Consider the following 13,748-nt stretch of genomic DNA (forward strand, 5'->3'; position numbering starts at 1 on the left):
GTCGGCGACCGCGGATACGCTGGGCCGATGGACCAACTCGGGGTAGCGGTAGTCGGGTACGGCCTGGCCGGCTCGGTGTTCCACGCACCGCTGATCGCGGCCGATCCGCGGTTGCGGGTGGCGGCGGTGGTCACCTCGTCGCAGGAGCGGGCCGAGCAGGCGCAGGCGGAACATCCCGGTGCGCGGGTGTGGCCGAGCGCCGACGCGCTGTTCGCCGAAGCCGACGATATCGATCTCGCGGTGATCGCCACGCCCAACCGTTCCCACGCGCCGCTGGCGCTCCAGGCGCTGGCCGCCGGGCTGCCGGTGGTCGTGGACAAACCGTTCGCGGTGACCTCCGCCGACGCCGACGAAGTGGTCACGGCGGCCGAGCGGGCGGGCTTGCCGTTGAGCGTGTTCCAGAATCGCCGCTGGGACAACGACTTCCTGACCGTGCGCGGTCTGATGGACGCGGGCGAGCTGGGAGAGATCCGCCGCTTCGAGTCCCGCTTCGAACGCTGGCGCCCGACCCCCAAGGGCGGCTGGCGGGAACTGGGCGAGGCCGAGGCTGGCGCGGGCATCCTCTTCGATCTGGGCAGTCACCTGGTCGACCAGGCACTGACCCTGTTCGGCCCGGTCACCGAGCTCTACGCCGAACTCGACCGCCGCCGCCCCGGCGTCCAAGCCGACGACGACGCCTTCATCGCCCTCACCCACGCCTCCGGGACCCGCTCGCAGCTGTGGATGAGCGCCGTCGCGCCGCAACTGGGCCCACGCATGCGAGTCCTCGGTTCCACCAACGCCTACACCGTCTTCGGCCTTGACCCGCAGGAAGACGCGTTGCGCGCGGGCCGCCGCCCGGTCGATGGAAAACAATGGGGCACAGTTCGACCCGACAAGTGGGGAACCTTCGGCGCGGGCGATGACCTCCGCACGATCCCCACCGTCCCCGGCGACTACCCCGCCTTCTACGCGGGCATGGCCGCCGCCCTCCTGGACGACGCCCCGGTCCCCGTGGACCCACGCGACGCCGTAGAGACCCTGCGCATCCTCGAATACGCCCGCCACGTAGCGGGCCCCGCCGAGCCCTGAACCCGATCCGGGCCTGGACATGCGAAACGGGCGGGACGAAAGCCGTCCCGCCCGTTCGTAATCCGGTGTCAGAGTTTGCGCGAGCGCAGTTCGTGGCCCTTGGAGGTCTTGCAGCGGCCCGATTCCAGGTCCCACTGCCAGCCGTGCAGGTTGCAGGTGAGGTTGTTGCCTTCCACCACACCGAATTTCGAGAGGTCGGCCTTGAGGTGGGGGCAGCGGCGCTGGACTTCCCAGCCGTCGAGCTCGGTGACGGCGGAGTCGTCGTGCGCCTCGGAGAACCAGCCGTCGGCGTAGGCGATGCGCTCGTCGGTGAGGCACTTGAAGAAGGTGTAGAGGAACTCGTTGTAGCCGCCGATGCGCCACGCCTGGAACCGGGTGGACAGGAAGATCGTGTTGACCCAGTCCGGCTCGTCGTCGCGCAGCACGGTGCGGACCAGTTCGGGTGCGATCCGGAAGCCGTAGCGGTAGCGGCCCTCGCCCTCGACCGGCTCGCGCACGGTGCGATGCGGGAAGTCGAGCACCACGGTCTCGTCACCGATGACCAGGCCGACCGGGTAGCCGATACCGTCGCTGATCAGCGCGGACTGCTTCATGATCGGCTCGAACAGCTCACGCAGCGGCTCGAGCAGCGAACCATCGCCGATCTCCCACGACGCCTTCTCGGCCGCGAGCACCGGCGCGAAACGCTCGGCCATCTCGGCGATGTAGGCGGCCTTGTCGCCGTAGATCCGGTCCGGATCGAAGGGGTGCTCGAGGTCGAGTTCCTTGCCGCGCACATCGGCGACCGAACCCGGGATCATCAGGACGCCGCCGGCGTTGCCGTGGATCTCCATCTGCTCGAGGAACACGATCTGGTCGGGGAAGATATTGCCTTCGTCGCCGCGATCGTCGTTGAGGTAGCGCAGTTCCTCGTCGAGGAACACCGGCGGACCGGCCGATGGCACGACCCAGGTCGCGCCGACCTGCTCGATGTAGGAGCGGGCGCGGTCCATGCCGCGCTGCCGCTTCTGCTTGCCGAAATTGGCCTTGGTGCGCGCCGGGATGTCGTACACCGCCGGGTACCAGATGGCGCCCGAGTACTGGAGCAGGTGGATGTCGATGTCACCGAACGCGTCGTGGATGACGTCCATATCCACCGGACGCGCGTCGTTCATGTTGAAGCAGGTGGTCTCACCGTCGGAGATGAGAATGCCGGAGTCGCCGATCGGACCGTCGGCGGGCGCGCGCAGCGCCACGATCATGATGTCGAGCGAGCCCTTGGGCCCGGTGACGGTGTGCTTGACCGAGTCCTCGGTCTCGAAGAACTTGGTGAAGCCCAGCGCCTCGAGCTCGCGGCGCAGATCCGGCACCGGGTAGTCGGGCAGCAGGATCGTCGCGTCCTTGTTGACGTACTTGCGCAGGTGCGCGGCGTCGAAGTGGTCGCGGTGCAGATGCGAGACATACAGGTAGTCGACATCGCCGAGCGACTCCCAATCGAGCTGGGAGTTGTCCGGGAACGGGAACCACGACGCGAAATAGGCGGGATTGACCCAGGGATCGCACAGGATCGTCCCGGCCGTGGTGCGGATATGGAAGCCGGCGTGTCCGACGCTGGTGATCTGCACGAGCTTGTCCTCCTGACCAGTACCAGCCAACCAGGGTAGTGGTTAGGCCGTCACGTCACCGATGCAATAGCCCTCGCCGGTGGGGGCGACGGTGAAAGTTCGAGTCCGCGTGCCCCCGGGCGAGGTGGTCACCGGGACGTGAACTGCCAGGTAGTCGCCGCGAACCTGGTCGGATCGTAGCTCCTCACCGGCGTAGGAGGTGACATTGCCTACTTTGGCCGAGTCGCCGGTCAGCGGGGGTGCTGCGGGGTTGCCGGTGCCCTGCGGATCCCAGGTGGTGAGGGTTGCCTCGCAGGTCAGCGGATGGGTGGCTTCGATGTCGGCCGGGTCGAGTGGTTTGCCCGCGGCTCGCGCGAGGTAGCGGCGCACGGTGTGGCGCGCGTCGGCCTCGTCGTAACCGGGCTCGACACCCGCCGCGAACACCCGCCCGCACGCGTACCCGGTGGCGACGGACTCGCGCTCCACGGTGACGGTGGTGGTGCGGTTGCGCCAGGTGACGGTGTCGGCGGTCGCGGTACCTGGCCGGCTGAGCGCGTCCAGGATCGCCTGCGGGTCGGCGTACATGTCGGTGACCGTGCGCGGCGGGATCGTCCAGCACTTGTCCTGCAACTCGGCGATCGTGCCGGTCTTCAGGTCGACGGCCCAGCGGCGCACCGCGGTCACGGCGTCGGCGGCGCCGGGCACTGCCCCGACCTGCGGCGCGTCGGCGGGCAGCGGGGTCGTCGCCCCGGTCGGGGCGGGCTCGCCGGGCGCGATCGCCTGGGTGGCGGTCGACGTGGTTGTCGGCGCTGCGGTGGTGGTGCCCGCCGGGGCCGGATCGTCGCCGGGGATGCCCGAGACGGAGTCACATCCGGCGATCAGGGCGGCGGCGACGGTGAGTCCCGCGGCCAGCGCGACGGCGCGGCGCGGGCGGGTCGGAGTGAGCGGGGTCGGCTGAGCGCGTTCCACGACGACGTTCCTCTTCCTGGGCCGGGGCACCCGCGTGTTTCGGCGCGGGCGGTGACTGGCGGGCGAGCGAGCTCGCCGGGGATAGACCGGTGCGCGCGAAGCGAATTCGCCTCGTGCGGCAAACGCCGCGATCCGGCGGGGCGGCGCGCGAGGACGGCAGCCCTGCCGGAAGCGGCGATCTGCGACTACGCTAGCTGAATTGTGGAACCCGTCTACCGGTCGATCATCGGCCTGGCCCGAACCGTCTTCTTCCTCGAAGGTCTGAAGTTCACCGTCAAGGGGGCGGAGAACATCCCCGCCTCCGGTGGTGCCGTGGTGGCGATCAACCACACCGGCTACATGGACTTCACCTACGCGGGACTGCCCGCGCGCACCCCTGGTCGCTACATCAGGTTCATGGCGAAGCAGGAGGTGTTCGACAACAATATCTCCGGCCCGATCATGCGCGCCCTCAAGCACATCCCGGTCGACCGCACCGCCGGCGCCGACTCCTACGAGTCGGCGGTGAAATACCTGCGCGACGGCGAGCTCGTCGGCGTCTACCCCGAGGCCACGATCAGCCGCAGCTTCGAGATCAAGGAATTCAAGTCCGGCGCGGCCAGGATGGCACTGGAAGCCGACGTCCCGATCATCCCGATCGTCATCTGGGGCGCCCAGCGCGTCTGGACCAAGGGCTTCCCCAAGCGCCTTGGCCGCACCAACACCCCGATCTCGATCGCCGTCGGCACCCCTATCCAGCCCTACGAACCCGCCGCCGACCTCACCGCCGAGCTTCGCACCACCATGCAGCGACTGCTCGCCGAGCTACAGGAATCCTACGAACACGAGCCCGGCGCCTACTGGGTCCCACGCCGCCTCGGCGGCAGCGCGCCCACCCTGGAGGAGGCCACCGCCCTCGACGACGCCGAAGCGGCCGAACGTCTCGCCCGCAAGGCCGCGCAGCAGGAGAACCCGGAAGCCTGACTTCGCCGCCGCCCGGTCACCTGTCGCGGCGTCGCTGACGCAACGGCGGTGATCCGGGTGGGTGCGTCATCGCTCAGCGTGGTACCCGGCAGCGGCTCGGTGCGGGGAGCCTGCCGTGCAGATACGCCGCGGGTGGGACGCCCATGAGGGTGCGGAAGTCGGCGGTGAGGTGGGACTGGTCGTAGTAGCCGGAATCCGCCGCCAGGTGGGACCAGGGTGTGTTGCCCGCGTAGGCGAGGACGCGGCGGACGCGGTCGATGCGGGCGAAGTGCTTGGGGGACAGGCCGATCCCGGTGGCGAACAGGTTGCGCAGCTGCCGTTCGCTGACGGCGAGCTGGGCGGCGAGATCGGGGATCGGCGGCGCGTCGTCGGCGGTGAGTGCCGAGATGGCCTCGCGCAGCACGATGCGGTGCGCGCGTTCGGTGTCGGATTCGGAGATCTGGTGCGGGAGAATGTCTTCCAGGTAGGCGATCGCCTCGTGGGCGGGCAGCTGGGTCAGTTCGCGTGCGACCGTGCTCAGCGGTCCCGGCAGGTCGTCGAGCCGCATGACCCGGTCGGTGAGCTCACCAGCGGCGACGCCGAGGAGCTGACGGGTCACTCCGGGCGCCAGGCGCAACCGCACGCACCCGGCGGGCTCGTCGGCCAGGGAGTACGACGCCTTCGACTGCGCTCCGACCACGAAAGCCGCTCTCCTGCCCGACTGTTCGGTACGCAGCACCACCGTCGTCGACGCCACGGGCGGATGGGCGAACGGCTGGGAGAGGTCGTCGTAGACGGGTGTACTGGTCAGCTCGGTGAGCCAGGGCCGCAGGGATTCCGGCGTCGGCACCGGTGTCTCGAGCTGTGCCGAGGTCAGATACTGCGTGCTCACCTGGTCAACAGTAGGTGCTGCGGCTCGCCTTGTCTGTGCCGGTTTTTCCTATAGCCGCAGGCAGGGGAGTTGCCATGCTCGTCGCATGATCCTGATCACCGGTGCGACAGGCACCATCGGCAGCGCCATCGTCCGTCAGCTCGTCGCCGAGGGCGTGCCCGTCCGGGCAGCCACCCGCGACCCGGATAACGCGGCATTTCCCGCCGGCGTCGAGGTGGTCCGCGTGGACTACCGCGAGCCGGACACCTTCGCCCCCGCGATGACGGGCATCGAGGCCGCGTTCCTCAACGGCCTCCCCGGCCCCGACGACACCGGCGTCGACGCCGCACTCGTCGAGGCGGCCCGCGCCGCCGGTGTCCGCCGGGTCGTGAAACTCTCCGCCGTCGGCACCGGCGACCCCCGCCTCGGCACCCCGGGCTCCTGGCACGTCCCCGGTGAGGAAGCCGTGCGGAACTCCGGCCTGGAGTGGACGATCCTGCGCCCCAACACCTTCGCGTCCAACACCTTCAGCTGGATCGAACCGCTGACCACCGGTTCGCCGGTGCCGAACCTCACCGGCGACGGCAGACAGGCGGTGGTCGACCCCCGCGATGTCGCGGAGGTCGCCGCCGCAGCCCTGCGCACCGGCGCGCACGATGGCCGGATCTACACCCTCACCGGCCCCACCCTGCAGACCGGCCGCGACCAGGCCGCCGTCCTCGCCGGGATCATCGGCCGCCCGGTCCCCGTCACCGATATCGCCGAAGCCGACGCCCGCGCCTTCATGACGTCGGCGGGCCTCCCACCCGCCTTCGTCGACGGCGCCCTGATCGGCCAGACCTTCATCCGCGACGGCCACAACGAGCTGGTCTCCGGCGACATCGCCGAGGTACTCGGCCGCCCGGCCCGCAGCTACGCCGAGTGGGCCGCCGACCACCGCGCCGCCTTCGAGCCGGTCGTCACTGCGGGGTAGCGACACCCGGCCGGTGCACGGCCCGGAGCGGCGCTGCTCCGGGCCACACCCCGATCAGTTCATGGTCAACACCCACGACCCGTTGCAACCCTTACGGTTGTTCAGGTCGTCGTCGTAGACCCAGTTGAACACGATCGGCGGGTTCGTCCGGACGTTCCAGCGTCCGGACGGCGAGGTCACCACCCGGCCGTTGCGGGTGAGCACGCCCACCTCGTCGTGGGAGAACGTCCACTTGCCCTTGCTGGTCGGGTAGTTCAACCGCAGCGTCACCTTGCCGCCCGTGTGGTTCTGGACCACCAGGCACGACCCCGGGTTGTTCCGGTCGATCGCGTAGTCGCCGTACTCGCCCTCCTCCACGTTCTCGCCGCTGTCGGTGTACTCCACCGCGTCGGTGAAGTCGGCGTGCGCCGGACCGGCCCCCATGATGGTCACGGTGGTCACAGCGACACCCGCCGCTATCAGCCCCAGAGTCTTCATCCCGCTCCTCCTGTAGTGCCGGCGGTGTCTGCCGGCCCGCGAAAGAGCTTTCCGCGCAAGGGCTTCCGATTCCTTGTCGCGCGCTTAACGCGCGACTCGCCGACCAGGGGCTCCCGGCGACCTCACCGCGGCTGTCGAACAGCTGTGCGCATGGATTTCGTTTTTCCGGGAACACGCGCTAAAGTTTCTTCTCGCACGCCGAAGCCCCCGGTGATCCCGGATCGGGCCTCGAATTGCGCGCGGATGTAGCGCAGCTGGTAGCGCATCACCTTGCCAAGGTGAGGGTCGCGAGTTCGAATCTCGTCATCCGCTCAACGAAAAGCCCGGCCGACACCATGTCGCCGGGCTTTTCCGGTTGTCAGCGCCGGGCGATCCGCTCGAGCGTCAGCGGCGGCAGGAATTCGCCGATCAGGGTGCGGCGCCACCATATTCGCTCGCGGAAGAGCTCTTTGGGCGTGCTGAAGTGGTACTCGTACAGGCGGGCGCGCAGGTAGTGCGGCGGTGCGTCGGGGAACGGGCAGTGCCGTACCAGCCGCAGCGTGTCGGGATCGTTGCACAGCAATCGCGCGGCCAGCGGCAGCGCCCACGACCGCGCGTACGACGGTGACAGCGCGGCGAACCACATCAGCCAGTCCAGTCGCAGGTGATAGGGCGCCCATTGGCCGGGGCGATGCCGTGGGTCACCCGGTTTGCCCTTGAACTCGTACTCGCGCCACACCGTGTCCGCGGTGAGGTGGGTGTCATCGGTGCCCTCGATCACGATCTCCTCGCGCACACGGGTGATGCTCCCGAAGGCGCCATAGGTGTTGACCAGGTGCAACGGGTCGAACGAGGCGTTCATGGCCTGACGCGAGGACAGCAGGTTGTCGATCGGCCAGAAGCTCAGCACGGTGACCAGCGCGACGTAGGCGAGCGCCGCCCCGATGAACCACGCCGGTGGCGCCGGCACCGGTGGCGCGTCGGGCAGCACCGGGTAGGTCCGCGCGTCGACGGCGGTGGTGGCGAGCAGCAGCGTCACCCAGTTCAGCCAGGCGAAATTGCCGGAGAACACCAGCCACAGCTGGGTGACGATGATGAGGCAGGCGGCCACGCTCGCCACCGGCTGCGGCATGAACAACCCGAACGGCACGACGAGCTGGGCGACGTGGTTGGCCGCGACCTCCACCCGGTGCAGCGGCCGGGGCAGATGGTGGAAGAACCAGCTCAGCGGACCCGGCATCGGCTGGGTCTCGTGGTGGTAGTACAGGCAGGTCAGGTCACGCCAGCACCGATCGCCGCGCATCTTGATCAGCCCGGCGCCGAACTCCACCCGGAACAGCAGCCAGCGCGCGGCGAACAGTACGAGCAGCGGCGGCGCGACGGTGTCGTTGCCGAGGAAGATCGCCAGAAATCCCGCCTCGAGCAGCAGTGATTCCCAGCCGAAGGAGTACCACGTCTGCCCGACATTGACGATCGACAGATACAGCACCCACAGCACGAACCACAGCAGCATCGACGCCCACAGCGGCACCAGATCCGCGGCCCCCACCGCGACGGCCACCGCGAGCGCCGCCCCCGACCAGGCCAGGACGGCGAAGAACCGATCGGAGTAGTGCAGGTGGAACAGGCTCGGTGACCGGCGGAACGGGGTCCGCGCCAGGTAGCGCGGGATCGGCAGCATCCCGCGCTCGCCGAGGAGCGCGCGGAATTGCAGCGCCGCCGCCAGGAACGCGAGCGCGTAGACCACCGCCAGGCCACGCTGGAAAATCAGCCTGCCCTGCCAGTACTCCGGTGCCGGGAACCACTCCATGCACCCGCTCCTGGACGCGTCGAATTCTCCAGTTCGATTGTCTACCCGAGTGGCCGTTGCGCGAAACGGTCCCCGGTCAGCGCGCGGCGCAGTTCGCGAGTGTCCCAGTTCCCGGCGACACCGGGCCGCACTCGCAGATACTCGACGATGCGGTCGATATCCCAGCCGTGTGATTCGCGCAGACCCGCCCCGATCATGGCGAGGTAGCGAGCCGATGGACGCTGCAACACCACGGTTTCCGGGTCCCACGGCGCGGTGAAGACCAGGATCGGGATGCCGTCTCTGGTACCCGCGTGCAGCACGGTCTCGTAGCGGCCGGACCCGAGCCGCAGCACGCCGGCGGCGAGCACCCGCGGCAGGTCGAAGCTCGCGCCGGGGGTCTGGTACATCTCCTGGGCCAGCAGGTCGGCGAACTGGCCGACGGTGATCAGGTATCCGCGGGCCGCGGTGCCGGTCGGCCATCCGGGCGCCGGGTGATCGGCGTAGAACGCGACGCCGCCCGTCCACACCAGGCTCTGCCAGGCGAAATACAGGGTCCCAGGCAGCGTGAGGGCGGCGATGTCGGCAGGCGCGGTGCGGTCGACGAATCCCGGATAGGTGTGCCCGGTTCCCGGTGGCGTGCCGCCGAGGCGGTAGTAGTCGAACCGCGCGGCATGCATGTTGGAGCCGTATGCGGCGTACCAGACGTGCGGAGCTGTGGTCACGGGCTCACCTCGGGCAGGTCACGGTTCCGTGAGCGAAAGAAACGACATCGCTCGTACTTCCGATTGTTCCTTCGATGGGTCGGGAGGACACGGAGGGGACAGATCATGAGATCAGCAATCGTGATGGCCGCGCTGGTTGCGCTCGCCGGGGGGCTCGCCGCCTGTGACAGCTCGGACGGCCCGGCGACGGACGAACAGGTGAGCGTCACCCAGCCTGCCGCGCCGCCAGCCGGTGCGCCGGGCGCCGAACCGACAGTTGTGCCGGGCTCCACGGATCCGACGCCTGCCCTCGGCCCCAGCCCCAGCCCGACCGGCCTGCCCTCCCGGGACGACGCCACCGTCGACGCCCGCGACTACCAGCAGCGCGACAGCTACTACTTCCAGTCGCCCACCGGCAACATCATGTGCGGGATCGTCAGTCAGAGCACGCTGGGTGTCGGCTGCCAGCTGGGCCACGCGAATGTCATCCCGCCCCAGCTCCCCGACTGCACCGACGCCCCCAACCGCAAGGTCGCCGTCCACGTCTACGGCAGCAAAGCCGAATTCCTGTGCACCAGCCAGGGCATCTTCGTCGGCGAACCCGTCGACGGTTCGCGCAAGGGCGGCGGCAAGATCCTGAACTACGGCGACACCATCGTCGTCCTCGGCGCCGCCTGCACCTCCACCCCGCAAGGCATGCGCTGCGACGCGGGCGGCCACGGCTTCCTGATCTCCGCCGACGAGCAATCGCTGTTCTAGCGAGTACGTGAAAAGGGCGGGGCGGCAATAGGTTTGCCGCCCCGCCCTGTCACAAGGCCTACTGTGCCGTCGACTTGAACCGGCGCAGGCGCAGGCTGTTGCTCACCACGAATACCGAGCTGAAGGCCATGGCGGCGCCGGCCAGCATCGGGTTGAGCAGGCCCGCCATGGCCAGCGGGATGGCGGCCACGTTGTAGGCGAAGGCCCAGAACAGGTTGCCCTTGATCGTGGCCAGGGTGCGGCGGGACAGGCGGATCGCGTCGGCGGCGGCGCGCAGGTCGCCACGGACCAGGGTCAGGTCGCTGGCCTCGATGGCGACATCGGTGCCGGTGCCCATCGACAGGCCGAGGTCGGCCTGGGCCAGGGCGGCCGCGTCGTTGACGCCGTCACCGACCATGGCGACGACCTTGCCCTCGGCCTGCAGCCGCTTGACCGTGTCGACCTTGTCCTGCGGCAGCACCTCGGCGATGACCTCGTCGATGCCGACCTCGTCACCGATGGCGCGGGCCGCGCGAGCATTGTCACCGGTGAGCAGGATCGGGGTGAGGCCGAGCGCGCGGAACTGCGAGATGGCCTGTGCCGAGGTCGGTTTCACCGCATCAGCGACAACCAGCACGCCACGTGCCTGCCCGTCCCAGCCGATCGCGACCGCGGTCTTGCCCGCCGACTCCGCTTCCGCCATGGCGGTTTCCAGCTTGTCGTCGAGCGCCAGCGACCAGTCGGCCAGCAGCTTCGCCCTGCCCACGATCACCGCGTGCCCGTCGACCACGCCCTGCACACCGAGACCTTCGACATTGGCGAAGCCCTCCACCGGCGGCAGCGTGCCGATCTCGTCGCGCGCGCCCTTGGCGATCGCCTGCGCGATCGGGTGCTCCGACGAATCCTCCAGCGCACCGGCCAGTTCCAGCACCCGGCTGCCGATCTCGCCCTCGGCGGGGATCACGTCGAGCAGGGTCATCTTGCCGGTGGTGACGGTGCCGGTCTTGTCCAGCACGATGGTGTCGACCTTGCGGGTCGATTCCAGCACCTCGGGACCCTTGATCAGGATGCCGAGCTGGGCGCCGCGACCGGTGCCGACCATCAGCGCGGTCGGGGTGGCCAGGCCGAGGGCGCACGGGCAGGCGATGATCAGCACCGCGACACCCGCGGTGAAGGCCGCCGCGATCGCGCCGCCGGTGCCGAGCCAGAAGCCGAGCGTGGCCACGGCCAGCGCGATGACGATCGGCACGAAGATGCCGGAGATCTTGTCGGCCAGCCGCTGGGCCTGCGCCTTGCCGGTCTGCGCGTCCTCGACCAGCTGCGCCATCTGGGCGAGCTGGGTGTCGGCGCCGATTCTGGTGGCGCGCACCAGGAGCCGTCCGCCGACATTGACGGTCGCGCCGGTGACGACGTCGTCGACGCCGACCTCCACCGGCACCGACTCGCCGGTGAGCATCGAAGCGTCGACGGCCGAGGAACCCTCGGTCACCACACCGTCGGTGGCGATCTTCTCGCCCGGTCGCACGACGAACTCGTCACCGACGGCCAACTGCTCCACCGGAATGCGCGTCTCGACCCCATTGCGGACCACCGCGACATCCTTGGCGCCCAGCTCGAGCAGCGCCCGCAGCGCCGCACCGGCCCGCCGCTTGGAGCGGGCCTCGAAGTAGCGCCCGGCCAGGATGAACGTGGTGACGCCCGCCGCTGCCTCCAGGTAGATGCTGCCGGTGCCGTCCATCCGCGCGATGGTGAATTCGAACGGGTGCGTCATCCCCGGCGTGCCCGCGGTACCCCAGAACAGGGCGTACAGCGACCAGCCGAAGGCGGCGAGCACGCCGATCGACACCAGCGTGTCCATGGTGGCGGTGGCGTGCTTCAGGTTCGTCCACGCCGCCTTGTGGAAGGGCAGCGCGCCCCACACCACCACCGGCGCGGCCAGCGTCAGCGACAGCCACTGCCAGTTGGTGAACTGCAGCGCCGGGATCATCGCCATCGCGATGACCGGGACGGTGAGCACCAGCGAGACCAGCAGCCGCGTGCGCAGCGAGGCCGTCGGGTCCGGCTCGGCGGCCGTGTCCTCGGCGGGCTCGGCCTGCTTCGGCGCGGGCAGTGCCGCGGTGTAGCCGGCCTGCTCGACGGTGGCGATCAGTTCCTCGGGGGAGACGTCACCGGTGAAGTCGACCCTGGCCTTCTCGGTCGCGTAGTTGACCGTCGCGGTGACCCCGTCGAGCTTGTTGAGCTTCTTCTCGATCCGGTTCGCGCAGGAAGCGCAGGTCATGCCACCGATCACCAGTTCGACCTGGCTGGTGCCCGGTGGTTGCGTCACGGTGGTCATGGGGTGCTCCGTTTCGTTCCTGGTATCGATTCTTGCTGAGGGATTGCTGGTGGGCTACATCAGTGCCGTGGCTGCGCCGGTGGCCTTGCCCGAGTCGGGGTGAGTTACGTCAGTGCCCGTGGCCCGGGGTGCCGTGGTCGGCCGGTGCACTCGTCGGCGCGGGGTTGCTCGCGCCGGTGGCGTCCGGCTGGGCGACCCGCACCGTGAACTCGGCCGTGCGCACCACGCCCTGGTGCTGGAAGTCGAGGAACAGGCGGTAGTCGCCCGCACTCGGCGCGTTCACCATGAAGTCGACGCCGGGACCGGCGGGAGTGACCCCGTCACCGGGCGTGCCCTCGGGATGAACGTGCAGATAGGCGAGGTCGGCTGCCCGCAAGGCGACCAGATGACCGTAAGCCCCGAGGTAGGGCTGCAGGTCGGTGACCGGCGCGCCGTTGCGGCTCACCGAGAGCGTGACCTTCGACGCCGCACCCGGGGTGACGGTGCCGTTCAGCGCGACCGTGTACTCCCCGACCTGCGCGGTGGCCGCCGGGGCCGGCAGCGCCTGCACGTCATAGTTGCCCGCGACGCGCAGATCGGCGCCGAGAGTCAGGTTCGACCCGCCCACCGGCGTGAAGTCGGCGAACACGCGGTAGTCGCCTGCCCTGCTCAGATTCAGCGGAACAGACCAGGTCCCGGCCGGGTCCAGCACCGGATGCACGTGCTGGAAACCGGCCATGTCCCGCCGGACCACGATGAGGTGCAGGTCCTTGTCGTGGCTGGTCTCGTACTTGGTGACCGGGGCGCCGGTGGCGTCGAGGATGCGGAAGGCGACGGGTGTCTGCGCCGCGGTCGTGGTGTTCGGCTTGTCCAGGGCCAGCGTGTAGCCCTGGTCGGTGACCAGCAGGCCACCGGGCAGATCGGTGGACGGCGCCGCGGCGGTCTCGTGCTCGCCGTGCCCGGCCGGTTCGGTGGGTTCCGGACCGACCAGGGCACCTGCGGCCAGAGCGATCCCGAAGACCGCCGCGAGGCCGAGGGTGAAACCGGCGAACTTTCCTGTTGCGTTCATCGGGATGCTCCGTTTCGGGTTCAGTCGGCGAGCTGGAAACCGGCCGCGGTGACGGCGTCGGCGAGGGCGGTGCGGTCGGGTTCGGTGCCTTCGATGGTGACCGAGCCCGCGGCCAGGTCGACCTCGACGCCGGTGACGCCGGGCAGGGCGCCGACCTTGTCGCGAACCTTGTTGGTGCAGCAACCGCAGGTCATGCCGGTGACGGTGACAGTGGTGCTCATGGTGGTGTTCTCCTCGTCGTCGATCTCAATCATTACCATACCCCCCTA

Annotated in this window: 13 protein-coding genes and 1 tRNA gene; 5 read left to right on the plus strand and 9 right to left on the minus strand. The window is 69.4% G+C overall.

Translation table 11 applies throughout. The features are described 5' to 3' along the window. The first annotated feature begins 27 nt into the window (after positions 1–27). Positions 28–1,071: a Gfo/Idh/MocA family protein gene (locus ACWF9G_RS15050; protein WP_452515819.1), complete on the plus strand. Its 1,044-nt coding sequence runs from the start codon at positions 28–30 to the stop codon at positions 1,069–1,071. Positions 1,072–1,139: 68 nt separating this feature from the next. Here the strand turns inward: ACWF9G_RS15050 and ACWF9G_RS15055 are convergent, their stop codons facing one another. Continuing rightward, positions 1,140–2,675, minus strand: a complete 1,536-nt coding sequence (locus ACWF9G_RS15055) for a Rieske 2Fe-2S domain-containing protein (RefSeq protein ID WP_379306399.1) — start codon at positions 2,673–2,675, stop codon at positions 1,140–1,142. A 42-nt stretch (positions 2,676–2,717) separates the two neighbouring features. Further along, entirely contained in the window at positions 2,718–3,623 is a 906-nt protein-coding gene (locus ACWF9G_RS15060; protein ID WP_452515821.1) for a hypothetical protein, read from the minus strand. Positions 3,624–3,824: 201 nt separating this feature from the next. Here ACWF9G_RS15060 and ACWF9G_RS15065 point away from each other — a divergent pair, with 201 nt between their 5' ends. Next, positions 3,825–4,586: a lysophospholipid acyltransferase family protein gene (locus ACWF9G_RS15065; protein WP_452515823.1), complete on the plus strand. Its 762-nt coding sequence runs from the start codon at positions 3,825–3,827 to the stop codon at positions 4,584–4,586. A 73-nt stretch (positions 4,587–4,659) separates the two neighbouring features. On the opposite strand, the gene ACWF9G_RS15070 is transcribed toward ACWF9G_RS15065, so the two are convergent. Beyond that, positions 4,660–5,457 carry a helix-turn-helix domain-containing protein gene (locus tag ACWF9G_RS15070; RefSeq protein WP_452515825.1) on the minus strand — a complete coding sequence of 266 codons (798 nt, stop codon included), beginning with the start codon at positions 5,455–5,457 and terminating at the stop codon, positions 4,660–4,662. A gap of 85 nt (positions 5,458–5,542) precedes the next feature. On the opposite strand from ACWF9G_RS15070, the gene ACWF9G_RS15075 reads away from it, so the two are divergent. Continuing rightward, positions 5,543–6,409 carry an NAD(P)H-binding protein gene (locus ACWF9G_RS15075; protein ID WP_452515827.1) on the plus strand — a complete coding sequence of 289 codons (867 nt, stop codon included), beginning with the start codon at positions 5,543–5,545 and terminating at the stop codon, positions 6,407–6,409. A 54-nt stretch (positions 6,410–6,463) separates the two neighbouring features. On the opposite strand, the gene ACWF9G_RS15080 is transcribed toward ACWF9G_RS15075, so the two are convergent. After that, positions 6,464–6,886 carry a hypothetical protein gene (locus tag ACWF9G_RS15080; protein ID WP_379306389.1) on the minus strand — a complete coding sequence of 141 codons (423 nt, stop codon included), beginning with the start codon at positions 6,884–6,886 and terminating at the stop codon, positions 6,464–6,466. Between the two features lie 239 nt (positions 6,887–7,125). On the opposite strand from ACWF9G_RS15080, the gene ACWF9G_RS15085 reads away from it, so the two are divergent. Beyond that, positions 7,126–7,198, plus strand: a tRNA-Gly gene (locus tag ACWF9G_RS15085). 46 nt (positions 7,199–7,244) lie between these two features. Here ACWF9G_RS15085 and ACWF9G_RS15090 read toward each other — a convergent pair. Together ACWF9G_RS15090 and ACWF9G_RS15095 are read right to left on the minus strand one after the other, a co-directional pair. After that, positions 7,245–8,675 carry a lipase maturation factor family protein gene (locus ACWF9G_RS15090; protein ID WP_452515828.1) on the minus strand — a complete coding sequence of 477 codons (1,431 nt, stop codon included), beginning with the start codon at positions 8,673–8,675 and terminating at the stop codon, positions 7,245–7,247. 41 nt (positions 8,676–8,716) lie between these two features. Beyond that, positions 8,717–9,379, minus strand: a complete 663-nt coding sequence (locus ACWF9G_RS15095; RefSeq protein WP_379306386.1) for a histone deacetylase — start codon at positions 9,377–9,379, stop codon at positions 8,717–8,719. A 105-nt stretch (positions 9,380–9,484) separates the two neighbouring features. Here ACWF9G_RS15095 and ACWF9G_RS15100 point away from each other — a divergent pair, with 105 nt between their 5' ends. Continuing rightward, complete coding sequence (locus ACWF9G_RS15100) at positions 9,485–10,117, plus strand: DUF6636 domain-containing protein (RefSeq protein ID WP_452515830.1); 633 nt, start codon at positions 9,485–9,487, stop codon at positions 10,115–10,117. A gap of 58 nt (positions 10,118–10,175) precedes the next feature. On the opposite strand, the gene ACWF9G_RS15105 is transcribed toward ACWF9G_RS15100, so the two are convergent. From ACWF9G_RS15105 to ACWF9G_RS15115, 3 genes are all read right to left on the minus strand, one after another. Then, positions 10,176–12,431 (minus strand): heavy metal translocating P-type ATPase, encoded by a 2,256-nt coding sequence (locus ACWF9G_RS15105; protein ID WP_452515832.1) that lies wholly within the window; start codon positions 12,429–12,431, stop codon positions 10,176–10,178. A gap of 109 nt (positions 12,432–12,540) precedes the next feature. Then, on the minus strand, positions 12,541–13,479 hold the full coding sequence (locus ACWF9G_RS15110; RefSeq protein ID WP_452515834.1) for a hypothetical protein: 939 nt from the start codon (positions 13,477–13,479) through the stop codon (positions 12,541–12,543). Positions 13,480–13,499: 20 nt separating this feature from the next. Next, on the minus strand, positions 13,500–13,739 hold the full coding sequence (locus tag ACWF9G_RS15115; RefSeq protein WP_229740050.1) for a heavy-metal-associated domain-containing protein: 240 nt from the start codon (positions 13,737–13,739) through the stop codon (positions 13,500–13,502). Positions 13,740–13,748: the final 9 nt, after the last annotated feature.

This window comes from Nocardia sp. NPDC055029 (genome assembly GCF_053608525.1).